The organism is Ensifer sp. Root423 (assembly GCF_001426275.1).
Classification (GTDB): domain Bacteria; phylum Pseudomonadota; class Alphaproteobacteria; order Rhizobiales; family Rhizobiaceae; genus Ensifer; species Ensifer adhaerens.
Window position 1 is genome coordinate 146694 of record NZ_LMEG01000002.1, and the last position, 26386, is coordinate 173079.

General features: G+C 63.2%; 21 protein-coding genes. 6 read left to right on the forward strand and 15 right to left on the reverse strand.

The window, feature by feature from the left end:
• Positions 1-5: 5 nt before the first annotated feature.
• From ASD01_RS04610 to ASD01_RS04660, 11 genes are all read right to left on the reverse strand, one after another.
• Complete coding sequence (locus ASD01_RS04610) at positions 6-1283, reverse strand: MFS transporter (protein WP_034789636.1); 1278 nt, start codon at positions 1281-1283, stop codon at positions 6-8.
• Positions 1284-1390: 107 nt separating this feature from the next.
• Complete coding sequence (gene aldA / locus ASD01_RS04615) at positions 1391-2815, reverse strand: aldehyde dehydrogenase (protein ID WP_034789638.1); 1425 nt, start codon at positions 2813-2815, stop codon at positions 1391-1393.
• A gap of 194 nt (positions 2816-3009) precedes the next feature.
• The gene (locus tag ASD01_RS04620; RefSeq protein ID WP_090427612.1) at positions 3010-3888 is read right to left on the reverse strand and encodes a LysR substrate-binding domain-containing protein; all 879 of its coding nucleotides are present in this window, start codon (positions 3886-3888) and stop codon (positions 3010-3012) included.
• A 256-nt stretch (positions 3889-4144) separates the two neighbouring features.
• Positions 4145-6169: a beta-N-acetylhexosaminidase gene (locus ASD01_RS04625; RefSeq protein WP_034789642.1), complete on the reverse strand. Its 2025-nt coding sequence runs from the start codon at positions 6167-6169 to the stop codon at positions 4145-4147.
• Between the two features lie 87 nt (positions 6170-6256).
• Positions 6257-7198 (reverse strand): ABC transporter ATP-binding protein, encoded by a 942-nt coding sequence (locus ASD01_RS04630; protein ID WP_051659167.1) that lies wholly within the window; start codon positions 7196-7198, stop codon positions 6257-6259.
• Positions 7195-8010 carry an ABC transporter ATP-binding protein gene (locus tag ASD01_RS04635; RefSeq protein ID WP_034789644.1) on the reverse strand — a complete coding sequence of 272 codons (816 nt, stop codon included), beginning with the start codon at positions 8008-8010 and terminating at the stop codon, positions 7195-7197. Before ASD01_RS04635 ends, ASD01_RS04630 begins: the two co-directional genes overlap by 4 nt.
• Positions 8007-8909, reverse strand: a complete 903-nt coding sequence (locus ASD01_RS04640; RefSeq protein ID WP_034789645.1) for an ABC transporter permease — start codon at positions 8907-8909, stop codon at positions 8007-8009. The genes ASD01_RS04635 and ASD01_RS04640 overlap by 4 nt, the downstream gene beginning before the upstream one ends.
• A complete protein-coding gene (locus ASD01_RS04645) occupies positions 8906-9889 on the reverse strand; it encodes an ABC transporter permease (RefSeq protein ID WP_034789647.1) in 984 nt (327 codons plus the stop codon). Before ASD01_RS04645 ends, ASD01_RS04640 begins: the two co-directional genes overlap by 4 nt.
• Before the next feature lie 19 nt (positions 9890-9908).
• The gene (locus ASD01_RS04650) at positions 9909-11522 is read right to left on the reverse strand and encodes an ABC transporter substrate-binding protein (RefSeq protein WP_234798813.1); all 1614 of its coding nucleotides are present in this window, start codon (positions 11520-11522) and stop codon (positions 9909-9911) included.
• A gap of 282 nt (positions 11523-11804) precedes the next feature.
• Positions 11805-12698 (reverse strand): DMT family transporter, encoded by an 894-nt coding sequence (locus ASD01_RS04655; protein WP_034789649.1) that lies wholly within the window; start codon positions 12696-12698, stop codon positions 11805-11807.
• 111 nt (positions 12699-12809) lie between these two features.
• On the reverse strand, positions 12810-13739 hold the full coding sequence (locus ASD01_RS04660; protein WP_060643601.1) for a sugar ABC transporter substrate-binding protein: 930 nt from the start codon (positions 13737-13739) through the stop codon (positions 12810-12812).
• 339 nt (positions 13740-14078) lie between these two features.
• Here ASD01_RS04660 and ASD01_RS04665 point away from each other — a divergent pair, with 339 nt between their 5' ends.
• Positions 14079-14876, forward strand: a complete 798-nt coding sequence (locus ASD01_RS04665; protein WP_034789655.1) for a C1 family peptidase — start codon at positions 14079-14081, stop codon at positions 14874-14876.
• Between the two features lie 54 nt (positions 14877-14930).
• On the opposite strand, the gene ASD01_RS04670 is transcribed toward ASD01_RS04665, so the two are convergent.
• From ASD01_RS04670 to ASD01_RS04680, 3 genes are read right to left on the reverse strand one after another with little or no spacing between them, the layout of a single operon-like run.
• The gene (locus tag ASD01_RS04670) at positions 14931-18086 is read right to left on the reverse strand and encodes an efflux RND transporter permease subunit (protein ID WP_034789658.1); all 3156 of its coding nucleotides are present in this window, start codon (positions 18084-18086) and stop codon (positions 14931-14933) included.
• A gap of 26 nt (positions 18087-18112) precedes the next feature.
• Entirely contained in the window at positions 18113-19264 is a 1152-nt protein-coding gene (locus ASD01_RS04675; protein WP_082572805.1) for an efflux RND transporter periplasmic adaptor subunit, read from the reverse strand.
• A 56-nt stretch (positions 19265-19320) separates the two neighbouring features.
• Positions 19321-19929 carry a TetR family transcriptional regulator gene (locus ASD01_RS04680; protein WP_034789660.1) on the reverse strand — a complete coding sequence of 203 codons (609 nt, stop codon included), beginning with the start codon at positions 19927-19929 and terminating at the stop codon, positions 19321-19323.
• A 265-nt stretch (positions 19930-20194) separates the two neighbouring features.
• Here ASD01_RS04680 and ASD01_RS04685 point away from each other — a divergent pair, with 265 nt between their 5' ends.
• The gene (locus tag ASD01_RS04685; RefSeq protein WP_034789661.1) at positions 20195-21163 is read left to right on the forward strand and encodes a DUF808 domain-containing protein; all 969 of its coding nucleotides are present in this window, start codon (positions 20195-20197) and stop codon (positions 21161-21163) included.
• Between the two features lie 75 nt (positions 21164-21238).
• Here ASD01_RS04685 and speB read toward each other — a convergent pair whose 3' ends face one another.
• Positions 21239-22192: an agmatinase gene (speB, locus tag ASD01_RS04690; RefSeq protein WP_034789665.1), complete on the reverse strand. Its 954-nt coding sequence runs from the start codon at positions 22190-22192 to the stop codon at positions 21239-21241.
• 239 nt (positions 22193-22431) lie between these two features.
• Here speB and ASD01_RS04695 point away from each other — a divergent pair, with 239 nt between their 5' ends.
• From ASD01_RS04695 to ASD01_RS04710, 4 genes are read left to right on the forward strand one after another with little or no spacing between them, the layout of a single operon-like run.
• Complete coding sequence (locus ASD01_RS04695; protein WP_034789666.1) at positions 22432-23538, forward strand: extracellular solute-binding protein; 1107 nt, start codon at positions 22432-22434, stop codon at positions 23536-23538.
• A gap of 29 nt (positions 23539-23567) precedes the next feature.
• Positions 23568-24635 carry an ABC transporter ATP-binding protein gene (locus tag ASD01_RS04700; RefSeq protein ID WP_234798796.1) on the forward strand — a complete coding sequence of 356 codons (1068 nt, stop codon included), beginning with the start codon at positions 23568-23570 and terminating at the stop codon, positions 24633-24635.
• Positions 24636-24646: 11 nt separating this feature from the next.
• On the forward strand, positions 24647-25564 hold the full coding sequence (locus ASD01_RS04705; RefSeq protein WP_082566251.1) for an ABC transporter permease subunit: 918 nt from the start codon (positions 24647-24649) through the stop codon (positions 25562-25564).
• A 10-nt stretch (positions 25565-25574) separates the two neighbouring features.
• Positions 25575-26372 (forward strand): ABC transporter permease, encoded by a 798-nt coding sequence (locus ASD01_RS04710; protein WP_060643643.1) that lies wholly within the window; start codon positions 25575-25577, stop codon positions 26370-26372.
• Positions 26373-26386 lie beyond the last annotated feature (14 nt).

Here is a 26386-nt window from a genome sequence, read left to right on the forward strand (position 1 = left end):
TTGTGTCATCCCTTTTTCTTGAGGCGGGCCATCAGCACCAGGGTGGCGATGGCGCCGAGGACGCAGATGGCGGCGATGTAGCCGAAATAGAACTGGTAGCCGGCGATGCCCGGATAACGGTCTGAGAGGTATCCGTTGACGAGCGGCAGGTAGGTGTCGGGCGCGTAGCCGACGAGCGAGATGATGCCGATCGCAAGGCCGGTGATGTTGGCCGGCACGTGGCAATCGTCGAGGATCGCCCAGTAGAGGCCACGGATCGTATAGGTGATGAGGCCGACGAGCAGCACCAGTCCGACGAAGAGGACCGTGGAGCCGATGCCCGGCAGGGCGATCATCGCCACGAGGCTGGCGGCTGCCACGATGAAACTCAGGAGCAGGATCGCGGTCTTGCCGTAGCGGTCGCCAAGCAGGCCGCCGCCGATACCGCCGACCGGGCGCAGCCACAGCTTGATCGTGACGATCACGCCGGCCATGGCGGCGGAAATGCCGAAGCCGCCTTCCTGCAGATAGGCCGAGAAGCTGTAGGTCGCGAGGAACACGTGATAGCCGCAGAAGATGATGGCGGCGACGAGCCAGACCTCGGGGATACGGAGCAGCGTCTTGATGTCGGCCAGCAGGTTGCCTTCGCGCTTGCGCGCGCCTTTCTCGACAACGACGGGCTGCGACACGGCGAAATAGGCGATGCCGACGACGATGCAGAAAACGGCATAGAGCAGCACGACATCACGGAAACCCATGGCAAGCCCGGCGCCGCGCGTTTCCGTCGTGAAGACAAAGAGCGCGATGGCGACGCTGGCAAGCAGCGCCTCGACCAGGCCACGGCCGCCGTCGAGAATGCCGAAGAAGCGTCCCTGCTCATTGGCGCCGGCGATCAGGTTCACCTGCTTCAGCGTCGCCGCCCAGAACGTCAGGCCCGTCGTGACGCCGAAGCCGCAATAGATGACGAGAAGCGATGAGTAGCCGGGCAGCGTCGCGTACCAGAGGCCGAGCAGTCCCGTGCCGACCATGGAAACGAGGATCAGGATGCGCGGCTGGACGCGGTCGGCGAGCCAGCCGCTCGGCAGGTAGCCGACCAGGAAGCTGGTGCCGAGAATGGAATAGAGAACGCCAAGCTCGGTGTTGGTGAGCTTGAGTACCTCCAGCATCGTCGTCTGGTAGGACTGGCGCAGGTAGAGGATCGGATAGATCGCGCCCGCGGCGATCACGATCAGCGCCAGTTGCAGGTAACGGCTGCGGGCCGACACGGACGGCGCAGCGATTTCTGTTTCGGAAATTGAGCTCAAGGGTAGTCTCCTCCCCGACCGATGGCGGGAGCATGCCATCGGCCCGGTCTTGATGTTGATGTCCGAACAATTCCGGTTCCCGTCCGGAATTGCGTCATTTCAAATGATCAGTGTTTCAGGACGACGAGGCGCGTCTGGGTGAATTCCAGCATCCCGTGCTTGCCGTCGTCGCCGCCGAGACCCGAGCGTTTCCAGCCGGCGTGGAAGCCCTGATAGGGATCCGCCGGGAAACGGTTGACGTAGAGTTCGCCGGCCTCGATGGCGTCGCTGGCCCGCATGACGGTGCGATAGTTCTCGGTGAAGAGCACCGAGCTCAGGCCGAACTGATGGTCGCTCGCCAGCGCCAGCGCTTCCTCGAAGGTCGAGTAGCGGATCACCGCGAGAACAGGCCCGAAGACCTCCTCGCGCACGATCTCCATCTCCTGGCGGCAGCCGGAAATCAACGTCGGCGGATAGAAGTAGCCCGGTCCTTCCGGCAGGTAACCGCCGGTCTCGACCGTTCCGCCTTCCGCCCGCGCCTGCTCGACCATTTCATGCACGCGTTTCTGCGCGGCGTCGTTGGCGAGCGGGCCCATGCGGGTCGCATCCTCGGCGCGGTCGCCGAAGGCGCGGGCAGCGAAACCTTCACGCAGCTTGGCGAGCAGCGTGTCATGCACGCTTTCGTGTAGGTAGAGCCGCTCGGCACTGGTGCAGACCTGGCCGCAATGGGCGGTCTTGGCGGCGATGATCGCCTGTGCCACAGCATCGAGATCCCCATCCGGCTCGACGATGACGGGAGTCTTGCCGCCGAGTTCGAGAGAGGGCTTGGCGATGTTTTCCTTGCAGTAGTCGAGCACGATGCGGCCGGCCGAAACGCTGCCGGTCAGCGTGATCATGCCGACGCCGGGATGAGTGCAGAGCGTTTTCGCAACGTCATGCGACATCGTGAGGATGTTGACGAGGCCTTCCGGCAGGCCGGCCTCGACGATCGCTTCGGCAAAAACGAAGGCGGATGTCGGCGTATTGTTGCTCGGCCGTACGACAACGGCGTTTCCTGCAATCAGCGCCGGGGCGATTTTGCGCACCAGTGTGTAGATCGGATAGTTGAACGGGATCAGCCCGGCAACGACGCCGATCGGAACACGCTTCAAGAGCAGGGTTTCACCGGGATTGTCGCTCTCGATCACTTCGCCCTCGATGCGGCGCGCCCATTCGGCGTGGTAGCGCATCAGTTCGGCGCCGTAGATGACTTCCGCGGTCGCGTCGGCGAGGCTCTTGCCCGACTCTTTCGCCAGGGCAGCGCCGATGGTCTCAGCCCGGCTTTCCAGCACCGTCGCCAGTCGACGCAGCGCATCGCCACGCTGGATGGCCGGCAGTGCCGCCCAGGCGCGCTGCGCCTTCATGGCTGCCTCGACCGCTGCTGTTGCCTCCTCATCCGTTGCTGCCGGCACCGATGTGAAGACCTGGCCTGTCGCCGGATTACGGACGTCGATCGTCACCGCAGACGTGCTTTCGATGAAACGACCGCCGGAAAAATTGCGATAGGGGCTCATGGCATCTCGGATGTGTTGGCCGCGGCTCCGGGCGCCAAAGGCGCGCAGGACAAGCGGACTGCGCGGGAGAGAGCACAATGAGCGACGGCCCGTCTCTCTCCCGACCGAGACCGTCACGAAACTGTTGCGACGATAGGGCCGGAGGCACAAGCGAGTAATTTTCAGCGAGAGCATTCCAAAATGGAATGCTTGGCTCAGGCAGCCCGGTCGGCCGAAACTTCCGTAAGCAGCCAGGCACGGAACGCGTCGACCTTGCGGTCGTTTCCGGCCTGGGGCCGCGTGACGAACCAGTAGGATTCATGCCCCTCGACCTCGACGTCGAAAAGCTGCACGAGCTGCCCGGTCTCAAGCTGATTGCGAACCATCGAACGATCGGCAACGGTGACGCCGAGGCCCGCACAGGCCGCTTCGATCGCCAGATCGAGCAGGTCGAACTCTAGCCCGCCGCGGGTATCGACATCCTGGAACCCGGCTGCATCCAGCCAATGGCGCCAGGTCAGATAACGCCGGTCGGGTGAAGCGAGCACGTGCAGGAAGGTAAAGCGCTGCAGGTCCGTCGGACCCTCGACTTTCACCCCTTCGAGCAGTGATGGCGCACAGACGACCACATGCCGCTCCGTCATCAGGATGCTGGCATCCAGCATCGGCCACTCGCCATCGCCGAAGCGGATGGCGCAGTCGAGAAGACCGCGCTCGGCAATCGTGTCCGTGGCTTCGGTGCTGAGGCTGATATCGACGTCGGGCAGGGCCACGCGCAGCCGCGGCAGACGCGGCAGCAGCCAGCGCTTGGCAAAGGTCGGCGGAACGTTGATCCGCAAGCGGTTCTGGTTGCTCTTCTCGGTGATGCTGCGCAGCGAAACCTCGATGCTATGGAACGCTTCCTGGATCGTCGCCAGCAGTTCGGCACCGGCCGGCGTCAGCTCGAGATGGTGGTGGCGACGGATGAGCAGGTCTTCGCCAAGCTCATCCTCGAGGTTGCGAACCTGGCGGCTGACCGCACTTTGCGTGAGGTTGAGCCGCTCGGCCGCCCGCGTGAAGCTGCGGGTCTGCCCGACCACTTCGAAGACCTTCATCGCCGACAATCCAGGAAGTCTTCGCATCGATAACTTGGCCTCAGGAAACGCTGCATCCCGCGGGTCGTCGCGGGATCGATGCGCACCTTTGCGTGTCACGCTCCGGCGCACAAGCACGAAAATCCAAATCGTATCCAGCAAAGCGGAAGCGCACGCCTGGCTAGCTCCGAACGACGAACGGCGGCTCTCGCCGCCGTTTGCCTATCCAATCCATCGCCTGGCCAAGCCCAGACGAAAACTGGAAACTTAACCGCTCCTACTCCGCAGCATAAAAGCCGTAGAGCACCGGCATCAGCCCGACCAGCGCCTCGAAGCGCTTGAAGGACTTACGTTCGGGTCGCGTCCATCCGGTTTCGGCGAGCGCCGAAAGCCGCGGGAAGACGAGCCGGTCGAAGACGGCGCGGTCGGTCATCGGTTCGGACCAGATGCAGCATTGCACGCCGAGCAGGTGCTTTTTCTGTGCGTCGGTCCAGCCTTCGACCGGGTCAAAGGTGTAGAGCTTTTCCGGGTCTGACCAGCCGGCCCAGCTGCCGCCGGGCTCCGACCAGGCCGGGCTGTTGGCCATGTCGAGATAGTAGACTTGGCCCGGGCAGACGACGATGTCGTAACCTTCCTCGGCAAGCGCGGCCGACGCCTCGACCGTGCGCCAACCGAAGAGCAACGACTTCGCCTTGTCGATGACGTTGCCGTGGGCCGCCTCCTGCCAACCGCCGGTAACGCAATTTCGGCTCGCCAGGAACGCCTGGACGCGCGCCAGGAACTCGCCCTGCAGCACCGCCGCACCCGAACCGTCGATCTCGTCGGCGCCATGGGTGTTGGTGACGACGTTCAGGCGTTTGGCGTGGGTTTCGGCGACCTCGTCACCGGCAAGTGCACGAAGCCGCGTGAGCGCTTCCGGCGAGCCGGACCAGGCACCAAGCGGCACCTCGTCGGCGCCAACATGAATCGCCCGCATCGGGAAGAGTTCGATCAACTCGTCGAAGATGACTTCCAGCACGCGATAGGTCTCTTCGCGCGCCGGGTTCAGGCAGTTGTCCGGGAAGCCCTGGACCGAATGATAGCTTCCCTTTTCCTCGGGATCGCGCAGTTCCGGGATTGCCTGCAGCATCGCATAGGAATGACCGGGGATGTCGATTTCCGGCATCACCTCGATGCCGAGGCTGGCGGCAAGCGCTACGATCTGACGAACCGCCGCCTTGGTGTAGTAGCCGCCGGTCGGTTCAGGACCGGAGCCGAGCAGCGGCGGGATTTTGCGACCATGGCCGCGCCAGGCGCCGATTTCAGTGAGCGCCGGATAGGCGTCGATCTCCACGCGCCAGGCCTCGTCGTCGGTCAGGTGCCAGTGAAAGCGATTGAGTTTGTTCCAGGCCATCAGCTGCAGGAAGCGCTCTACCTCCGCGGTGCTATAGAACTGCCGGGCGACGTCGAGGTGGGTGCCGCGCCAGGCGAGCGCCGGCTCGTCCTTGATCTCCCCGCCCGTCGGAAACACGAAGGTGCCCGGATGCGACCGCGCCCCGCGCAGGACCTGGCCGAGCGTGATCAGGCCGTAGAGAATACCCGTCTGGCTACCGCCCGAAATGGCGACGCCGGCAGGCGAGAAACGGATCGTGTAGGCCTCCGGACCAAGGTGCGACGCCTTTGACAATTCGACCGGGAAACCGCCCTCCGCCGCCGGCCGGACAATGCCCTCGACCGGAAACAGGCTGGCCGTGAGATCGGCAAACGCCTTCGCCGCGGCGGACGCTTCACTGCCTTCGGCCTTCAGATCGAGGCCCGGAGGCGCCAATAGCTGACCGGAGACCGCAACCGCTTGCGGCCACGGCACGATCGAGACTGGCACGGGGGCCACCTTCGGCACCGGATAGACGGCGGCGCCACGCTTCAGCTCGGCATTGTCACCGTGCGCCCGCGAGGCAAGCACGGCAACCGGCGCATTCGTGCCATCGGACAGGACGAGGAAGGCGGCGTTGGCGCCATCGGTCCAGTGGCGCGGCTCGAAGCTCATGCCGTGAGCCTTGAGCGTCCAGGTCGCGCCGGGCTTCAGCTCAAAACCTTCCGGCGGCGCGAATTCCGCATAGTTGGAGAGCCGGACCAGAAGCTGCCCGCCCTCGACCTCAGCGGCAGGATCGATGCGCGCCGGGCCCGAGACGCCGAGGCGAAAGCCCTTGATCGGCCGGTCCGAATTGTTGGTGAGCGTCAGCGCATAGACCGACCTGTCGGCGGTGCCGACGGGCACCCAGAGCGTTTCCAGAAGATAGTCAGATTTGGCGGCAAACGTCATCAAATGGCTCCATGAGTGATTGGTCTCTGCGGCCGCCCCGGGGGCCAGCGCGTTTCTTGGGGAATGCGGGTCCTCGGTTCACATAGCTCACGCCGGCGTTCGGCCAAGGGCACGGACGAAGTGATTCACGGTAACTTCTTCCACGTTGTCGGAGGCCGGACGGCTCTTTCGCCGCACGTCGTCGGCATGGGCAAGGAAGCGGGCGCTTTGCCCTGGCACAAAGGGGCGATCGGGGTCGGGGACCGCGGAAAGAAGCAGTTGCGTATAGGGATGGCGGGGATTGCCGATGACGGCGCTGGTCTCGCCCCACTCGACCATCTGCCCGGCAAACATCACCACGACCTCCTCGGCGATGTGGGCGGCCGTGGCTATATCGTGGGTGATGTAGAGCATGGCGAGGTTCCGCTCGCGCTTGATGCGCGCGAGCAGTTCCAGGATGTCGAGGCGGATCGACACGTCGAGCATCGATGTCGGCTCGTCGGCAACGAGCACATCCGGCCCGACGGCAAGCGCCCGGGCAATGTTGACGCGCTGGCGCTGGCCACCGGACAGTTCGTGCGGAAACTTTCGTGCCGTCACATCGGCGTCCAGACCGACATCGGCGAGCAGACGCGCGACGGCAGCTTTCGCCTCGCCCCCGTTCTTGGCGTGACCATGCAAAAGCAGTGGCCGCGCGAGGTGATGGTAGACGGAGAACACCGGGTTGAGTGAGGCGAAGGGATCCTGAAACACCATCTGGATCGCCCGCCGACGCATCTTTTCGTCGGCCCTTCCTCCGGCCTGGGTAACGTCGGCGCCGCGAAACGCCATCGTCCCCGATGTCGGCGCATCGAGCCGCGCGACGATGCGGGCGCAGGTGGTCTTGCCGCAACCGGATTCGCCGACGAGCGCCAGCGCCCGGCCGGGCTTCAAGGCGAGCGAAATGCCGCGCAAAGCCTCGACGGTACCGAAGCTGCGCCTGATGTCCTTGAGGCGCACGATCGCATCGTCTTCGTCAGCCATGGTCGTCGTTAGCGGCATCACGTTCATTCGACGACCCCCAGGCTGCGGACGGATGAGGGCAGTTGCGGGATCGCGCCCCAGAGTTTCCGCGTGTAGTCGTGTTCCGGCGCACGGCTGATCTGCTGCGTGTCGCCGACCTCGACCAGTTGCCCTTTGAGCATAACACCGATGCGATGGCAGAGCTGCGCCATCAGGTGCAGGTCGTGGGTGATGAACAGCACCGAAAAACCGAGGTTGCGCTGCAGGTCGACGAGTTGCTCCAGGATTTCCCGCTGCACGACGACGTCGAGCGCCGTCGTCGGCTCGTCCATGATGATCAGTTCCGGCTTCAGCGCCAGGCAGATTGCGATAACGATGCGCTGGCGCATGCCGCCGCTGAACTGGTGCGGATAGTCGTCGAGGCGGTTGATCGGGATTCCAACGAGCCGGAACATTTCTTCGGCCCGTGCACGGGCCTGCGGCCTGGTCGCGCCGGTGTGCTTGCGCAAGACGTCGAAAAACTGCGCCTCGACCCGCATCAGCGGGTTGAGCGAGTTCATTGCGCTCTGGAACACCATGCCGATCCGCCGCCAGCGGACGTTTTGAAGCAACGCTTCCGGCATCTTCAGGAGGTTTTGACCATCGAGCAGGATCTCGCCGCCGGCGACCCAGGCCGGCGGTTTTGATAGCCGCGTGATCGCATAGGCGATCGTGCTCTTGCCGCAGCCGGATTCGCCGGCAAGGCCGAAGAGTTCGCCGCGGCGCACCTCGAAGGAGACATCGTTAACCGCGCGGAAAGCGCCGTCGTCAAGCAGGTAATCGACGTTCAGGTTGCGGATTTCCAGGAGTGCATCGCTCATCGGGCCGCCTCCAGTTCGCGACGGCGTAGCCGCGTGAGACGCAGCCAGCGGCTGAGCGCCGGACCGGAGCGAAGCTGCGGATTGGCGATCTCGTCAAAGGTGAAGTTGATGAGCGCGAGACCAAGACCGACGAGCGCGATGCCCGCGGCCGGAACGGCGATGTCCCACCAGGCGCCGACGATGATCGCCGAGGAGTTTTGCGCATTGTAGAGCATGGTGCCCCAGGTCACCCGGAGCGGATCGCCGAAGCCGAGATATTCGAGCGTCGTCTGCGCGACGATCGCATAGATGATGCTGCCGACCACGTTGATGCCGATCAGCGGCACCAGATTGGGCAGGATCTCGACGAAGATGACCCGCCAATGCGGCTCGCCGACCATGCGCGCCGCCACCACGAATTCACGCTGCCGGAGCGCCATGGTCTGCGACCGCGTCATCCGCGCCCCCCAGGGCCAGGAGGTGAGCGCGATGATCGCCATGATCGCCATCGGCCCGACCGTGCCGGCAAAAGACGCAAGCAGGATCAGCAGCGGAATATTCGGTATGACAAGGACGGCATTGGTGGCGAGATCAAGCGTCGCATCCGTGCGGCCGCCGAAGTAACCGGCGACGAGGCCGACGATTGTGCCGAGCGCAGTAATCGCAAGGCCGGTGGCAAAGCCGACCGCAAGCGACGGCCTGGCACCCCAGACGAATTGCGAGAAGACGTCGCGGCCCATCTTCGTGGTGCCGAAGACATGCTCGACGGTTGGTGGCTGATGCGAACGACCGACACGCTCGCTCGGATCACCCGGTGCGAGAACCGGCGCGAACAGCGCCATCAGGCAGAGCGTGAGAATGATGACAAGGCCGGCGACGGCTTTCTTCTGCCGCCAGAACAAGGAGACGCCCGCATTCATGCCCTGCCCTCCCTTATGCGCGGATCGACCACGCCATAGATGATGTCGACCAGAAGATTGGCGCCGAGCGTGGCGATCGTCATCAGCAGCAGTTGCCCCTGGATCACGGGATAGTCGCGGGCAACGCTTGCCGTATAGAGCGTCAGTCCGAGACCCGGATAGTTGAAGACGATCTCGGTCACGATCGAGCCGCCAAAGACCGCCCCCAGCATCAGCGCCAGGTTGGTGAGCACCGGCAGCATGGCGTTGCGCGCCGCGTAGCCGAACATGACGGCTGCTTCCGAGAGGCCCTTGGCTCGCCCCATGGTGACGTAGTCCTCACCGAGCACCGAGATCATGCTGGAGCGCATCGTCGTCTGAAACTCGCCAATCAGATAGGGCGAGAGCGTCAGCACCGGCATGATCGCGTGCAGGAAGACGCTGCCGAAGAAGGTGAAGTTCAGCCCCGGGTCGAGGCTCGGATCATAGGCGTAGCCGACCGGCAGCAGCCGGAGCGTCACGCCGAAAGTGAAAAGCGTCGCAAGCGCGATGATGACGGGCGGAACGGCAATCAGCACCACCGAGAACGGCGAGACGAAACTGTCGAAACGCCCGCCACGGCGCCAGGCGGCGACGGCGCCGAGCAGCACACCGATGCAAAGAGAGAAGGTTATGGCGGTGACCACGAGAAACGCCGTCCACCCGGCCGAGCGGCCGAGAACTTCAAGCACCGTCTGCGGATAATACTTGACCGAGACGCCGAGATCGAAATGGGCGAGCCCGACGACATAGTCGACGAACTGCTGCCAGATCGGTTGCTCGATCGCACCGAAACGCGCCTTGATCGCCTCGATGGCCGCGGGCGTTGCCCGCGGTCCGAGTTGGGCGATCATGCTGTCGACGGGGGACCCCGGCATCAGCCGGGGAACCGCGAAGTTCATGACGATCGCGAAGAGGAACGCCACGCAGTAGACGGTAAGCCGTCGACGGGAAAGTCGCATCGCTGGAACCCGCTGCCGTTTATTGTACGGGCTTCAGGCGGAGCAGATGCACCAGCCGCATCCGGTTGTTGTCGTGATCCTCGGGGTTCATGACAGGCTCGTCCTTCGTCACCCAGCCGGTAAAGCGCTTGGTCGAGAACTGATACCAGGTCGGACCGTTGAAGACGGGAACGACGGGCAGGTTGTCGGCGACGATCACTTGCACCTGATCGAACAGCTTCTTGCGGTCGTCGTCCGTCGCCGCCCGGCGGTAATCATCGAAGACCTTGTCGAGTTCGGGGTTGGAATAGCGTGACGGCGCGCTGGTGATACGCCCACCGAAGCCGGTCGACAGCGACTGGAAGTAGCCGCGGAAAGGCGTCGGGCCGTCGGCACGCGAATTCATCACCGCCTCGAAGCTGCCGTCGAGGATCTGTTTCTGCCACTGCTCGTATTCGGGCGTTGCGACAGAGGCGTTGATGCCAATCTTGCGCAAGCCTTCGGCCGCGATCTGCACCGCGTCGATCCAGTCGGTCCAGCCGTTCGGCACGATGATCGGAAAGGCGATCGGTTTGCCGCTCGGCGTGGTGCGGAAGCCCTCGCCGTCCTTCTTGTAGCCGGCATCGTCAAGCAGCTTGTTGGCCTTGTCGATGTCATAGGCGAGCCACTCGTCCTGAGCACCCTCGGCGGCCTTGTTGCGCCAGCTGTCGAAGCGCGGCGGCAGACCGCTCGCATGGGTGTTGACGACGGGATAGCCGAAACCGGCGATATCGACCATCGCGGTGCGATCCATGGAAAGGCTGAAGGCGCGCCGGAACGTCATATCGTTGAAGGCCTCGGCGTTGCCCGGATTCGACGACTTGAAGTTCATCTGGAACGAAACGGTTTCGGCTGGAGGCTGCCAGTAGCCATTATGGTCAGGGTCGAGGCCGACATAGGTCTTGTCGATCTGCGGCAGGAACGAGCCGAACCAGTCGATCGAGCCCTCCGGCAGGAGCGCCAGCATCTGGTCGTTGCCGGAAATCTGCGGCAGCTTCAGGCAATCGACCTTCAGCGTCGCCGCGTCCCAATAGTTGGGGTTGCGGCACTGCTCGTAGACCTGGGGCGTGAAGCGGCGGATCTCGGTCATCGGGCCGGAGCCGACGGGCGTCTCGTTCTTGAAGGCCAGCGGATCCTTCACGTCCTTCCAGATGTGCTCGGGCACCACCGGGAAATCGGCAAGCGACTCCGGAAAATGCGTGTCGACATCCTTGAGGTTGATCTTCACCTCGGTCGTCGACGGCGCCTCCACCGAAGCGACGGTTTCGCCAACGCCGACGGTATCGACCGCCGGGTTCTTCAGCATCAGCTCGAGCGTGAATTTCATATCTGCCGAGGTGAGCGGCTTGCCGTCCGACCATTTCACGCCGTCGCGCAATGTATATGTGATCGACTTCAGATCGTCGGCAAATTTGTAGGCGGTCGCAAGCCGAAAGACCGGCTTGCCGCCGTCGTAATCATTGAAGATCACCAGCGGCTCGTAGACGAAATCCATGGTGCTCTGCCGCCGACCGCCGAGGTCGAACGGGTTGAAATTCTGCACCCAGCTCGTCTGCTCCTCGATGTGCATGGTGAGCACGGATTCAGCGCGGGCCTCAGCGGCGCCGATCATCATCAGCACGGACGCGACGCCAACAAAACGCCGTGTCGTTCCGCTCCTTCCGCCCCCCGGCGCGTTGCGCAAAGGCCGCATTTCCTCGACTGCCGTCATGACGAATTCCCCCTCAGGTTTCGTTGATCGAACTATTAAGTCAAGTAATTTGACTTAACGATAAGTCCGTCAAAGTCGCGCTGTCAATCGGGGTATTTTCGCCGAGACTAAAGTTATGGTCCGAACCGCCAAGTGGTATTTCGAACGAGAATACCACTTCCGAAATCTTGCGATTTGGCGGCTCTTTCAGGCGGCGGAATTTGGTCGGAAAACGACTTGGCCAAGCATCGCGAGCAGAATCACCGCGCAGCCCAGGATCTGGGAAAGGCTCAAGGGTGACCCCAGAAACGCCAGCGCGAAGACGAGAACCCATACCGGTTCGCAGCACATGATCACCGATGCCCGCGCCGCAGAGATCATCTGCTGGCCGCGAAACTGCAGGACGAAGCGCAGGCAGGTCGAGATCAGGATGCTTGCCAGAAACCAGCCCCAGATCGCGATCGAAGGGACTGCCGCGGGCATCTGTTCGACAGGCAGCGAGACCGCGAGGATGACCACCCCTGCGGCCACCAGCTGGATCGCGGCTGTGGCCACCGCGCCTACTTCGGTGGAATTGCGTTTGACCAACGCAATGCTCGCCGCCCAAAGCAGGGCCGAGACCACAAAATAGAGGTGAGCCACCTCCACCCGAGCGCCGGGGCCAAGAAACAGCAAGCCCATCCCGGCAAGCGCGACGGCGATCGAGATCCCGAGCGCTCGCCCGACCGGCCAGCCGAAGAACAGCAGACCGAAAACCGGCACCAGCAGGTTGCCGGTCGAGGTGATGAAGGCCGCAACGCCCGGGTTCGTCGTCTGTTTCAGGCCGAAAATCCAGGCCATCATGGCGACCGCAAGGGCGAGCGCGGCGGGAAGCAGCAGGCGCACCGCCCTGCCGAGTTCGGCAAAGGATGCGAACCTCGCCAAGAGACCGATCAGCAGACCGGCGATGACAAAACGGCTGCTGAGGAAGAGCAGTGGCGGAAACTCGGCAAGAGCGTGGATCGAAAACAGCCATCCGGCGCCCGCCACAAAGGCCGCGATCGCGATCTGCAGATCGGCAATCGGCTGGGAAGGGGGCTGGGCGGAACGATCAGGGGTCATCTGTTGGACACCAGAGAAGCCGAAAGGCCGTAGCGAGCGGCCTGCCGGCTTCTCTGTCGGTTACAACCGAGATCTACCAGTGATTGTTCGGATTGTGACAAGAACGGCCGTCTACTGGTTCGCCTTGGCGTAGTCCTTCATGTTCTCAGGTGTCACCAGTTCGAACGGAACCCAGATATGCCGTTCGGTCTTTTCCTCCCGCGCCAGGGCGACGGCGGCATCCATCGCGGTCGCGCCCTGCGCGATTGCGTTCTGGAAGACGGTGACGTCGAGATCGCCTGCGGCCATGGCGGCAAGCCCGTCCGGCGTCGCATCGATGCCACCGACCACCACCTTCGACATGTCGGTGCCCGCCGCTTTCATCGCCTGGATCGCGCCGATCGCCATCTCGTCGTTGTTGGCGATGACGGCATCGAATTCCCGTCCTGTCGAGAGCCAGTTGGTCATGATGTTGCTCGCCTCGAGGCGATCCCAGTTGGCGCTCTGTTCCTCGATCACGCTCATGCCCTTGCAGTCATCGGTGGCGATGACGTCGTGAATATCCTTCGTCCGGATCAGCGACGAATGATTGTTGAGCGGTCCCATCAGCACATAAACGGAACCCTTGCCGCCAAGCAGCCGGCACACTTCCTTCGTTTCCAGCGTGCCGGAATCGATCTCGTTCGAACCGACGAAGGCGGCAGTCGCCGGGAGCCCATCGGCATCGGCCGGCGGGTGGTTGGCGTAGACGATCGGAATACCGGCGGCACTCGCCATTTTCGTCAGCGCCGGCGTGCCGTCGCCATCGACGGCAACCACGACGATCGCGTCGACGCCGGAGGATATGAAGTTCTGTACCTGGTCCAGCTGCTTGCTCGGATCGTTCTGGGCGTCCTCGACCTGAACCGAAACGCCATCGAGCTTGGCGGCGCGGTCTTCCATGCCCTGACGCAGGATCGTCAGGAACGCGCTATCGGAACGGGCAATGGTGATGCCGATGTTTTCGGCGTGAGCGGTACCAGCCAGCAGAACCGACATGGCGGCAAACAGCAACTTCCTCATTCGAAACCTCCCAAAGGAACAGATGACCTGTGAGTCATAAACGGAATACATGGTCCATTGAAAGTCAATAATGAAACATGCATTTCATTATTGTGCAGCAATGGAATGATCGAAACCCCGCGAAACTCGGGATTTTCGGCATGCAAAATCCTGATAAGAGCTACCTATGAGTGCATCATCTTGATACGAGCACCGCGTATCCGGGGAGATTTCGACTGCGCCTTCGGGAAACGAGGGAGCCGCTTTCGGCTGTGTCTCACCGGAAATGCCGGCGGCGCGCGACGCCTGTGACATCACGCCTTTAACCCACGCAACCCTCGCTGTCGGCAGGAGATCCCGATGACCGTACAGGAAGCAATCCTCAACTTCGGCTATGATCCCACGATCAAGGAAGATGGCCCGACGCTCCGGCCGCCGATACCCGCATCACTGCCGAGCGCGGCAACCGTCAACGCGCTCTACCTGCCGCCGCCCAAGGCGCAGGGCACACCGAGCCATGTCGGCAGCCCCGGCAGTTGCGCCGCCTGGGCCACGACCTACGGGCTTGCCACCTATTGGGCGGCCGTTTCGACCGGCGAAGCGCCGTTGCAACCCGTGCGGCAGGCAAGTCCGGCCCATATCTACATCGAAGTGATGAAGAGCTACGGGAAAACGGGTTGCGCGGGATCACAGCTGGCCTCCTATCTCAATCTGCTCAAGCAGGGCGGCACCCCAAACTGGGAGACGGCTCCCTATTTTCCGAATTGTCCCGAGCTGTGGTCGCGCTACGATCCCGGCGCCCTTCCCGACGCCAGCTTCCAGATACCCGGCTGGGCGACGGTCGAGACCAGCGATCTCGACGCGATCAAGGCCGTCATCGTCGCGGGCGGAGCGCTCTGCTACGGCACGTCACTGAACAAGAGCTTCATGCAATATGAAGGGCCGGGCCCATTGAGAGGGCCTCTGGAAAAGTTGCCGAACACCGGCCATTGCATGTTGGTCATCGGCTATGACGACGAGCAGCAGGCCGTCCTCATCCAGAACAGCTTCGGTGAGAATTGGGGCTGCGAATGGAACGGGCGTCGCGGCTACATCTGGATGGGTTACGAGTTGTTCCAATGCCTCGCCCAGGGCCAGGCGATGTACATCACCGGCTGACGTCGGGCGGCTTGCCCGCCGCCCGATCTACCATCCCTGAACGGAGCCGTGGCCCTACTCCGCCGCCACGGCTGCGGGATAGGCTACGGTCTTCGTGTCCTCGGCCTCAAGGCTTGCCGGCGTCTCAGGCTCGACGGAGCTCTTCTTCGGTTCGCGACCGAAGAAGAGCGCATAGCCCGCCGGCAGAACCAGGATGGTCAGCACGGTCGCGACCAGGATGCCACCCATCATGGCGTAGGCGAGCGGCCCCCAGAAGACACCGCGCGAGATCGGGATCAGCGCCAGCACGGCCGTCAAGGCGGTAAGCGTGATCGGCCGGAAACGCCTGACGGCGGAGCCGATGATCGCCTCGGCGCGGTCCATGCCCGCGGCGATATCCTGGTCGATCTGGTCGACGAGGATGATCGAGTTGCGCATGATGATGCCGAGCAGCGCAATGACGCCCAGGATCGCAACGAAGCCGAAAGGCGCACCGCTGATCAAAAGGGCAGCAGCCGCACCGATGATGCCGAGCGGACCGGTCGCGAGAACCAGCATCGCCTTGCCGAAATGCTGCAGCTGGATCATCAGCAGGATGACGATGACGCCGAGCATGATCGGCGCCTTGGCGGCGATCGAGGCCTGGCTTTCGGCAGAGTCCTCCGCGCCCCCTTGGATGGCGATCGAGTAGCCGGCGGGCAGGCTGTCGCGCAGCGGCTGCATTTCGCCAAACATCTTCATCGCCACGTCGTTCGGCTGCACACCATCCGGCAGGGTGCCGCGCACGGTGATCGTCGGCAGGCGGTCGCGGCGCCATTCGATGCCCTGCTCGAGCACCGGCACGACCTTGGCAACCTGCGAAAGCGGTACGAAGCCACCGAAGTCGGTCGGGATGTATATGGAGTCGACCGAACTCAGCAGCTTGCGGCTTTCAGCGGGCTCGCGGGCAACGATCGCCACCGTCTCCTCGCCATCGCGGAAATTGTCGAGCGGCGCACCCGTGACGCTTGCCTGCAGTATCTGGCGAATGCGCTGCGAGGTGACCCCGAGCGCGCGGGCGCGGTCCTGGTCGATCACCAGCTTCATGCCCGGCACCGGCTCCAGCCAGTCGTCGTGCACGGCGCCGAGCAGCGGGTTCTCGTGGAACTTCGCCTTGACGCGATCGGCAATACGCCTGACTTCGTCGCGATCCGGCCCCATGATGCGCATCTGCACCGGCCAGCCGGTTGGCGGGCCCAGGAACAGGCGATCGACCTTGGCGCGGATCGAGGGGAAGTCGGCAGCTAGAATTCCGCGCATCTTGGCGATCAACCGTTCGCGCGCCGGCTCGTCCTTGGCCATCACGAGAAGCTGGGCAAAGTTCGGATTGCGAAGCTGCTGGTCGAGCGGCAGGAAGAAGCGCGGCGCGCCCTCGCCAATATAGGTGGCGATGAAGCGCTTGTCCTCGTCGTCCATCATGCGGGCTTCGAGTGCCTTGGCCTGCTTCTCGACTTCCTTGATGCTGGTGCCCTCGGGCAGCCAGAGATCGACGAGGATCTCCGGCCGCGACGACTGCGGGAAGAAGTTCTTCGGAATGAACTGGAAGGCCCAGAGGCTGACGAAGAAGAGGGCGAGCGTCGTCGACAGCACGATGATGCGATGGCGCACGGCCCAGGTGACCGTCGTGCGCAGGCGACGGTAGAAGCGCGTGTCGAAGACGTCGTGATGATTGCCGGCGTGGCTGCGCTGCTTCAGGAGCATATTGCCGAGCCAGGGGGTGAAATAGACGGCAACGAACCACGAGACGACGAGCGCGATGCCGACCACGTAGAACAGCGAGCGCACATACTCCCCGGCGGTCGAAGCGGCAAAACCGACGGGAATGAAGCCGGCCGTGGTGATCAGCGTTCCGGTCAGCATCGGGAAGGCAGTGGAGGTATAGGCGAAGCTCGCAGCCTCGACCTTCACCAAGCCCTCTTCCAGCTTTCGTTCCATCATCTCGACCACGATCATGGCGTCGTCGACCAGAAGGCCGAGCGCAATGATCAGTGCGCCGAGCGAGATGCGCTGCAGGTCGATGCCGAGCTCGTACATGATGGCGAAGGTTGCAGCCAGCACCAGCGGAATGGTGATCGCGATCACCAGGCCCGAGCGCCAGCCGATCGACAGGAACGACACGACGAGCACGATCGCCAGCGCCTCGCCGAGCGCCTTCATGAATTCGCCGACGGCTTCCTTGACCACTTCAGGCTGGTTGGAGACCTGGTCGACCTTGACGCCATAGGGCAGCGACGCTTCGAAGTGCTGATAGGTCGCCTCCACCGCGTTGCCGACATCGGTCACCTTGAAGCCCTTGGCCATGACGACGCCGATCTGGACGCTGTCTTCACCGTTGAAACGGAATTTGCGCGAATAGGGATCTTCGAGACCGGAGCTGACCGTGGCGATATCGCCAAGTCGGGTGATCTGGCCGCCGGCGCGAAGCCTCAGGTTCTTCAGGTCCTCCACCTTGTCAAGACTGCCTTCGACCGAGATGCGCACCGAGCGCGTGCCGGTATCGACCGCGCCGGCCGGGTCGATGTTGTTCTGGCCGGCAATCGTGCTGCGCAGGTCGTTGAGCGTCAGCCCGCGCTCGGCCAGCGCATTGGATGAGACGTCGATATAGATCTTCTCCGGCTGGTCGCCGATGATGACGGCCTTCTCGACGCCGGGCGTCGTCAAAAGCATGTCACGCGCCTGGATCGCGAACTTCTTCAGCTCCGGATAGCTGTAGCCTTCGCCGCTCAGCGAATGCAGTGTGATGAAGGTGTCGCCGAACTCGTCGTTGAAATAGGGACCGAGCAAACCTTCGGGCAGTTCGTTGGAGATGTCACCGACCTTCTTGCGGACCTGGTAGAAGGCATCCGCCACCTGTTCGGCATTGGTGTCGCCTTCGACCTGCAACGTGATGATCGCGCTGCCGGCACGCGTATAGGAGCGCACGAAATCGAGATGCGGCGTTTCCTGCAGCTTGCGCTCGATCTTGTTGACGACCTGGTCCTGCATCTCCTCGATCGAGGCCCCCGGCCAGAAGGCCTGCACGACCATCACGCGGAAGGTGAAGTCCGGGTCTTCCTTCTGCCCCATGCGCATCAGGCCGAAGACGCCGGCAAGGATGATGAGGCCGAACAGGAAGCGCGCCATGCTCGGGTGCGCGATCGCCCAGCGCGAAAGGTTGAAGGGCCGGTTTTCGTCGGAAGAGGAGGTGGTCATCGGCTCGGTTCCGCGGTTTTCGAGTGTCAGCGCAGGAGCGGTACTTCGGCCTGGGCCGAAGCGGAGTGCTGCGTCGTCGCGTTCGAGATCGTCACCTTGAGATCGTCGGCCATGAACTGCGTCCCGGCAGCAACGACAAGGTCGCCGACCTCAAGCCCATCGGTGACGCGCACGCCGTCAGCGGTGAAGTCGGAAAGCGTGACGGGACGGCTGCTGACGGTTTCGGTGCCGCGATCGACAACCCAGACGATGGTGTAGCCGTCCTTCTGTGCAAGCGCGCTCAAAGGGACCGAGACGTAAGGCTTGCCGTTGCCGGCCGACGCCTCGACGGTCGCGGTCATGCCGAGCAGAACCCGCGGATCGTTCGGCAGGCTTACCCGCACGGAAAAGGTCCGCGACTGCGGGTCGGCGCTGCCCGCCACCTCGCGTACCGTGCCGTCAAGCGACAACCCGGTGTCGGACCAGAGCCCGACCTTGACCGGCAGGCCGGTCTTGAAATTGGCGATCTCCGTCTCGGGCACGGCGACCTGCACTTCCTTTTCGCCTTCGACGGCGACAGTCGCGACAGGCGTGCCCGAACCGACGACCTGGCCGACATCGGCATTGATCGTGGTGACGATGCCCGGCCGGTCGGAGACGAGGTTCGTATAGGTCACCTGGTTCTCCACCTGCGACAGCGCCGACTTCGCAGCGTCGCGCGTCGCCACGGCCTGATTGTAGCTCAGCACCGACTGATCGAATTGGGCCTGCGAGGCAAATTTTCGGGCGAGCAGTTGTTCGGCGCGATCGCGCACCAGCTTGACTGTCTCGACCTGACGCTCGGCCGCTTCCAGATTGGCCGAAGCGCTGCGCACGGCGAGCTCATAATCGGTGGCGTCGACGCGGGCGAGCAGATCGCCGACCTTTACGCGGTCGCCGACATTGACGACCCGCTCGACGATCTTGCCGCTGACGCGGAAGCCGAGGTTCATTTCGGTCCGTGCCCGCACGGAGCCGGAATAGCTGAGCTGGCGGGCCGTGTCGGCCTCAGCAATCTCGACGACCTTGACCGGGCGCACCACCGCAGTGGCTTCGGTCTTTTCCTGCGAGCAGCCGGCCAGTGTCGCCGCGAGCATCGAGAGGAGTGCAGCAGTGGCAAAAAATGAAGTACGGCGGCGAAATTCTATGAGCTTAAACATGTTCGCACTCCCAAAACAGGCTGGCGCAGGCCGAAGCCGCGCCGGAAATATTTCTGCTAAATTTTCAATGCGTTGATCGCGAACTCGACCAGCTCTTCCGGGCTTGCGCGGTTCGTCTTGCTCAGACACTGGGCGACCATTTGCGGGTGGCAAAGCGTGACGGTCGCCGCCCCAAAGCAACGGGACGCGGCATCGGCGTCCTGGTCGCGAAACTCGCCCGCGGCAATCCCCTCGCGGATGACGTCGGCGAGGAGCGCGTCGATCCTGTCGATGTGCTTGTCGATGACGTGCCACTCGCGTTCGATGGCAACGATCACCATCTCGTGCACCTTCGTGTCGTCGAGCATCAGTTCGACCGTCATTTTGTGCTGTGCGTGGACGTAGCGGTGCAGGCGCTCGCTCGCGCTCAGCGGCAACTGGCAGATCTCCTGCGCCATCTGGTAGCTGGCCGCGAGCATGCGCGCGCAAAGCGCCTGGTGGATCTCGGTCTTCGAGGCAAAGAAACGGTAGATGTTTGCCGGCGACATGCCGAGCTCGCGGGCGATGTCGGCAACATTGGTCTTGCTGTAGCCGAAGTGCCGGAACAGCCCCTCCGCTGCATCGAGGATGCGCGTGATGTTGTCCTGCCGTGTCTGGTCGACGACGATATCGTTGCTCACCGGCATCGCTGGCCTTTCGATTTACGACTGACGAATTTCGTATTTCGTCAGTCGTAAATCGAAACGAGGTGTGCGTCAATGGCACAGTCGGGCGTGGTTGATCACGTTTTGAAGAACGAGCGAGACGCCCTCCTCTGGCACACGAGGGCCTCCGCGACGCAGACTGGGTGACGGGGTGCAACCGCGGCGCCGTTGACTCGACACGCTATGGTGGTTACTGGCGACTTAACTGCCGTGTTTTTCGGATTTCTCTCAAAGGGTTCAGCCATCGATGGCCACAGGTCTCATCGCCCTCCTCGACGACATCACTGCGATCGCCAAGATGGCTGCGGCCTCGCTTGACGACGTTGCCGCCCAGACGGTGAAGGCCAGCACCAAGGCCGCTGGCGTCGTGATCGACGATGCGGCCGTGACGCCACGCTATGTCGTTGGCCTGACGCCGGAACGGGAACTGCCGATCATCGCGCGGATCGCCTTCGGCTCGCTCAAGAACAAGCTGCTCTTCCTTCTGCCGGGAGCCCTTCTGCTCGGCTACTTCGCACCCTGGGCGATCACGCCGCTGCTCATGCTCGGCGGCATCTATCTCTGCTACGAGGGCGCCGAGAAGCTCTATGGTGCCCTCTTCCCCCATGCCGCCCACGCACATGAGGAAGCCGTGCTCGGCGCGACGAGCGATCCGGTAGCGCTCGAAAACGAGAAGGTTGCGGGCGCCATCCGAACCGACTTCATTCTTTCCGCCGAGATCATGGCACTGACGCTCTCGACCGTTGCCGACGCCAGCATCTACACACAGGCAGCAGTTCTGGCCGGGGTCGGCATCCTCATCACGCTTGCCGTCTACGGAGCGGTCGGCTTGATCGTGAAGGCCGACGACGCCGGCGTCGCGCTTGCCAAAAACCCCGTCGCGCTCCTGCGGCCGCTCGGCCGCGGACTGGTGCTCGGCATGCCCGTGTTCCTCAAGGCTCTCGCCGCCATCGGCACCGCCGCCATGCTGTGGGTCGGGGGCAGCATTCTCGTGCACGGCATGGCGCAACTTGGCGAGGCCGGGCCTGAACATTTCATCCACGACATCTCCGAGCATGTCGCGCAGGCGCTTCAGTTCGCGCCCGGGCTCGTCGGCTGGTTTGCGACCTCGGCACAGCAGGCACTGCTCGCCCTCGTCGTCGGCGCCATCACGATCGTCGTCTTGGGTAATGTCGTCGCGCCGATCTGGGGGCGTCTGCGCCCGGCAAAGCGCTAAAGGCGTTCGAAAGGTTTTCGGAAAGGAGGCCGCCTCCGGCCTCCTGCCAATCCGCAATCAAGCTTGCCGGAGCCGTTACCGCTTGTACTTCACCCCCGGCAGCACGCAGAGCATTTCATAAAGCAGGTTCGCCGCGGTGATCGCGGTCGTTCCAGTCGTGTCGAAGGGCGGGCTCACCTCGACGAGATCGGCGCCGACCAGGTTGAGACCGCGGCAGCCGCGGATGATCTCGAGTGCCTGGATGACGGTAAGGCCCCCGATCTCGGGCGTGCCGGTGCCCGGCGCATAGGCCGGATCAAGGCTATCGATGTCGAAGGTCAGGTAGGTCTTGTGGTTGCCGATCTTCGCGCGGATGCCTTCGATCAGCGGCACCAGCGACTTGTGCCAGCATTCCTCGGCCGGGACGACGGTGAAGCCCCTGTCGCGCGACCAGTCGAAATCGTCGGAAGCATAGCCGGTGCCGCGCAGGCCGATCTGGAAGACGAGATTGGGATTGAGGCAGCCGTCCTCATAGGCGCGACGGAACGGCGTGCCGTGCGCGATCTTCTCGCCGAACATCGTGTCGTTGATATCCGCATGCGCATCGACATGGATGAGGGCGACCGGCCCGTGTTTTTCGGCAATCGCCTTCAGGATCGGGTAGCTGATCGTGTGATCGCCGCCGAGGGTCAGCGGGATACAGTCATGCTTAAGGATCTCGCGGATGCCGCGGGTGATGATCTCCATATTGGCCGGCAGGTTGAAGGTGTTGATGGCGATGTCGCCGATATCGGCGACCTGCAGGCTTTCGAACGGGGCGGCGCCGGTCGCCATGTTGTAGGGACGGATCATCACGGATTCCGCGCGGATCTGGCGCGGTCCGTAGCGCGTACCAGACCGGTTGGACGCGCCGATATCCATGGGGATGCCAACGAAGCAGGCGTCGAGGCCTTCAGCCGAGGTCGCGGTGGGAAGACGCATCATCGTGCCGGGGCCGCCGAAGCGGGGCATATCGTTGCCGCCCAGCGGCTGGTTGAATTTTTCGTCCATGGAAGTTCTCCCTTTCTGTCGCCGGAACCCTAGCAGCCATTGCCACCCGAGAAATGCCCTTCGATCGAACGTTACTTCGATCGCGGTCAAACAAACATGCCCGATGCGGCAAAGGCCGGCGTCGATTGCCGTTTACGACGCCGCCGCGTCTCCCACACCTAGCCAAAGGGAGTGTTGCCCTCAAAGGACCCGCCAATCACTTTGGCGAAAACAAAAATACGCTGTTCTTGGGAGGAACCATGCAAAAGTTAACCCGCACCGCCCTGCGCTCCATGTTCGCCGCGTCGCTCGCCGCCATTGCGGCCTCAACGACCGCCCAGGCGCAGGACAAGCTGTTCATCTACAATTTCTCCGACTACTTCGCCGAAGACACCGTTTCGAATTTCCAGGCGAAGACCAGCGTTGAAACTCGGGTGGACTTCTACGATTCCCTTGAAGTGCTTGAAACCCGGCTGCTTGCCGGCGGCAGCGGTTTCGACGTCGCCTTCCCGAGCGCCACGGTCGGCGAGCGCCTGATCCAGTCCGGCGCACTGAAGCCGATCGATGTCACAGCGCTCAAGAACTACGGCAATCTCGACAAGGACCTGTTGAAGCTTGTCGCCGAGCACGACCCGGAGAACAAGTATCTCGTTCCCTACATGTGGCTGACGACGGGCGTTGCCTACAACGCCAAGCTGGTCAACGAGCGCCTGCCCGAGGCACCGGTCAATAGCCTCGACATGTTCTTCAAGCCCGAGATCGCCCAGAAATTCCAGGACTGCGGCATCGGCATCGTCGATGCGCCGAACGAGGTGATCCCGATCGCGCTCAACTATCTCGGCCTCGATCCCTATTCCACACAGGCGGAGGATCTCGACAAAGCCAAGGAACTGCTGCTGAAGCTGCGCCCCTTTATCCGGCACATGCAAAGCGGCCAGCTCGTGGCCGACATGGCCTCCGGCCAGCTCTGCCTGGCGCTGATGTGGAGCGGCGACGCCGGCATTGCAGCGGCCCGCGCCGAAGAGGCGGAGACCGGTGTTGCGGTCGCCTACTCGATCCCGAAGGAAGGCACGATCATTTCCTTCGACACGATGGCGATCCCGGCCGACGCACCGGATCCGGAACAGGCGCTGGCTTTCATCGACTATATCCTCGAGCCGAAGACAGTCGCCGCGATCAGCAATCGCGTCTTTTACGCCAACGCCAATGCCGCGGCGACGGCAGAGGTCGACGCCGGCATCCGAGACAACCCGAACATCTATCCGCCTGCCGAGGTCCGTTCCAAGCTCTTCGTCGACAAGTCGCTGCCACCGCGCCAGACGCGCGAGCGCACCCGCGTCTGGTCAGCATTCCGGGCCGGCCAATAGGCCAACCGTCAACAGCAGGACCAGATCCCGTGCCATCCTATATTTCGATCGAAAACCTGGCGAAGTCCTATGGCGTCGTCACGGCCGTCAACAACATCAACCTCGGCATCGAGAGGGGCGAATTCTTCTCGCTCCTTGGGCCCTCCGGCTGCGGAAAGTCGACGCTGCTGCGGATGATCGCCGGCTTCGAGACGCCGACCTCGGGCGCGATCAGGCTGGAAGGCGCCGACGTCACCGACGTTCCGGCGCATCGGCGTCCGACCAACATGATGTTCCAATCCTACGCGCTCTTTCCGCATCTGACGGTCGGCAAGAACATCGCCTTCGGATTGCACCAGGACGGTCTCGACAAGAGCGAGATCAGGAAGCGGATCGACGAGGTCTCGGAAAAGCTGCAGCTGACCGCACTGCTCGATCGCAAGCCGGCGCAGCTTTCCGGCGGCCAGCGCCAGCGCGTGGCGCTCGCCCGCGCACTGGTCAAGCGGCCGAAGGTGTTGCTGCTTGACGAGCCCTTGGGCGCGCTCGACAAGAACCTGCGCACCGAAACCCAACTCGAACTCGTCCGCCTGCAACGCGAACTCGGCCTCACCTTCATCATCGTCACCCATGATCAGCACGAGGCGATGACCGTTTCCACCCGCATCGCCATCATGAAGCAGGGACAGGTGCTGCAGGTCGGCTCGCCGTCAGACGTCTACGAGGCGCCGCGGTCGCGCTACGTCGCGAAATTCCTTGGCGAAACCAATGTCTTTGCCGGCGGACGATCGGAACGCGATGGCGAAGAACTGCGGATCGAAAGCGATGAGGCCGGCGGCGGTGTCCGCGCCGCCTTCACCGACCGGGTGGCGCTCGACCGGCCGTTCTGGGTTTCGGTCCGCCCTGAACGGGTAGAGCTTACAACTTCGGGCAGCGGCCTCGAAGGCACCGTGGAACAGCTCACCTATACCGGTGTCGAGAGACACTACCGCGTGCGGCTGAAGTCGGGCGCGACGCTCGACGCGCGCCGGGTCAATCTCGGCGCCGAGAGCGATCTTCGCGTCGGCGACCGCGTGTTCGCAAACTGGCCGCCGCAGGCAAGCCGGCTGCTGGCCGAATAGGAGGTCGACCCTTGTCTTCCATCGCCCATTCTTCCGCAGCCGCCCCCTCCGCAAAGGCGAACTGGGGCAAGCGCCTGCTGATCGCCATCCCCTATGCCTGGCTGCTCGTGTTGTTCCTCGCGCCCTTCGCGCTGGTTGCCGGTATCAGCCTTTCGACCGTCCGCCTCGGCATGCCGCCATTCGAGCCGCTGACCGCCTGGGACGGCTCGATCCTGAACCTTAGGCTCAATTTCGAGAATTTCCTCTATGTGCTGACCGACGACACCTATCTTCTGGCGTATCTGACGAGCCTCAAGATCGCGGCGATCTCCACGGCTGCCATGCTCTTCATCGCCTATCCCCTCGCCTATGGCATCGCGTCCTGCTCGCCCTCCTCCAGGTCCCTGCTGGTCTTTCTGGTGATCGTGCCGTTCTGGAGCTCGATGCTGATCCGCGTCTATTCCTGGATGAGCATTCTCAGGAACGACGGTCTTTTGAACGCGCTGCTTTTAAAGATCGGGCTGATCAGCGAGCCGCTGCGAATCCTCAACACCGAGACGGCGATCTATATCGGCATCGTCTACACCTACCTGCCCTTCATGGTGCTGCCGATCTATTCGACCTTGAGCAGCGCCGATCGGACTTTGATCGAGGCGGCGCGCGATCTCGGCTGCTCGCGCATCTCCGCCTTCTGGCGGGTCACCTTCCCGTTGAGCCTGCCCGGCGTGCTCGCGGGCTGCGCGCTGGTCTTCATCCCGGTCGTCGGTGAATTCGTGATCCCGGATCTCTTGGGTGGCGCCGACACGCAGATGATCGGCCGCGCCATCTGGCTCGAATTCTTCAACAACCGCGACTGGCCGATGGCCGCTGCCGTGACCATCGTCTTGCTCGCTCTGCTGGTCGTACCGATCGTCTATTTCCAGTCGCGCCAATCGCGTGAACAAGGCTGAGGAGCAAGCCATGACAAAACCAAGCTGGTTCAATCGGCTGTCGATCCTGTTCGGTCTTGCCTTCCTCTATCTGCCTATCGTCGTGCTCGTCGTCTACAGCTTCAACGGCTCGAAGCTCGTGACGGTCTGGGGCGGCTTCTCCACCCAATGGTATGCGACTGTTCTCAACAATCCCTCGATCATCGAGGGCGCGAAAGTCAGCTTCCTGGTCGCGGCGGTCTCGGCCACCGCCGCCACCCTTCTCGGCACGCTTGCCGCCATCGTCATGGTGCGGCTGCGTCGCTTCCGTGGCCGGGCACTGCTGAACGGCATGCTGCTCGCCCCGATGGTGATGCCCGAGGTGGTGATGGCCGTGTCGATGCTTCTGATGTTCGTGACGCTCGGGATCGACCGCGGGCCGCTCACCATCACGCTGGCGCACACCACCTTCACGCTCTGTTTTGCGACTGTCGTGCTGCAATCGCGGCTGGTCGAACTCGACCCGTCATTGGAGGAGGCGGCGCGCGATCTCGGCTGCCCTCCGGCAAAGGCGTTCGTCAGCGTCGCCTTACCGAACATGATCCCGGCGCTCGTCTCCGCCTGGCTGCTGTCCTTCACCCTGTCGCTGGACGACCTGGTCATCTCGAGCTTCACGACCGGGCCGGGTGCATCGACCCTGCCGATGAAGATCTATTCACAGATCAAGTTCGGCGTGACGCCGGAGATCAACGCGATCTCGACGATTATCCTCGGCATCGTCGTGTTTGGATTGGTGGCCGCTCAACTGGTCTCGCGGCGCTCCGAACAACGGGTGAGCGCCGCGGCTTGAGGTAACTCTGAGGA

Bases quoted from the DNA above. Each gene is read 5' to 3' on its own strand.
- ASD01_RS04665 (WP_034789655.1), top strand. From the start codon at position 14,079: ATGACCGTACAGGAAGCAATCCTCAACTTCGGCTATGATCCCACGATC.
- ASD01_RS04660 (WP_060643601.1), bottom strand. From the start codon at position 13,739: ATGAGGAAGTTGCTGTTTGCCGCCATGTCGGTTCTGCTGGCTGGTACC.
- aldA (WP_034789638.1), bottom strand. From the start codon at position 2,815: ATGAGCCCCTATCGCAATTTTTCCGGCGGTCGTTTCATCGAAAGCACG.
- ASD01_RS04675 (WP_082572805.1), bottom strand. From the start codon at position 19,264: ATGTTTAAGCTCATAGAATTTCGCCGCCGTACTTCATTTTTTGCCACT.
- ASD01_RS04670 (WP_034789658.1), bottom strand. From the start codon at position 18,086: ATGACCACCTCCTCTTCCGACGAAAACCGGCCCTTCAACCTTTCGCGC.
- ASD01_RS04685 (WP_034789661.1), top strand. From the start codon at position 20,195: ATGGCCACAGGTCTCATCGCCCTCCTCGACGACATCACTGCGATCGCC.
- ASD01_RS04650 (WP_234798813.1), bottom strand. From the start codon at position 11,522: ATGATGATCGGCGCCGCTGAGGCCCGCGCTGAATCCGTGCTCACCATG.
- ASD01_RS04640 (WP_034789645.1), bottom strand. From the start codon at position 8,909: ATGAATGCGGGCGTCTCCTTGTTCTGGCGGCAGAAGAAAGCCGTCGCC.
- ASD01_RS04680 (WP_034789660.1), bottom strand. From the start codon at position 19,929: ATGCCGGTGAGCAACGATATCGTCGTCGACCAGACACGGCAGGACAAC.
- speB (WP_034789665.1), bottom strand. From the start codon at position 22,192: ATGGACGAAAAATTCAACCAGCCGCTGGGCGGCAACGATATGCCCCGC.
- ASD01_RS04630 (WP_051659167.1), bottom strand. From the start codon at position 7,198: ATGAACGTGATGCCGCTAACGACGACCATGGCTGACGAAGACGATGCG.
- ASD01_RS04695 (WP_034789666.1), top strand. From the start codon at position 22,432: ATGCAAAAGTTAACCCGCACCGCCCTGCGCTCCATGTTCGCCGCGTCG.
- ASD01_RS04625 (WP_034789642.1), bottom strand. From the start codon at position 6,169: ATGACGTTTGCCGCCAAATCTGACTATCTTCTGGAAACGCTCTGGGTG.
- ASD01_RS04635 (WP_034789644.1), bottom strand. From the start codon at position 8,010: ATGAGCGATGCACTCCTGGAAATCCGCAACCTGAACGTCGATTACCTG.
- ASD01_RS04710 (WP_060643643.1), top strand. From the start codon at position 25,575: ATGACAAAACCAAGCTGGTTCAATCGGCTGTCGATCCTGTTCGGTCTT.
- ASD01_RS04620 (WP_090427612.1), bottom strand. From the start codon at position 3,888: ATGAAGGTCTTCGAAGTGGTCGGGCAGACCCGCAGCTTCACGCGGGCG.
- ASD01_RS04655 (WP_034789649.1), bottom strand. From the start codon at position 12,698: ATGACCCCTGATCGTTCCGCCCAGCCCCCTTCCCAGCCGATTGCCGAT.
- ASD01_RS04645 (WP_034789647.1), bottom strand. From the start codon at position 9,889: ATGCGACTTTCCCGTCGACGGCTTACCGTCTACTGCGTGGCGTTCCTC.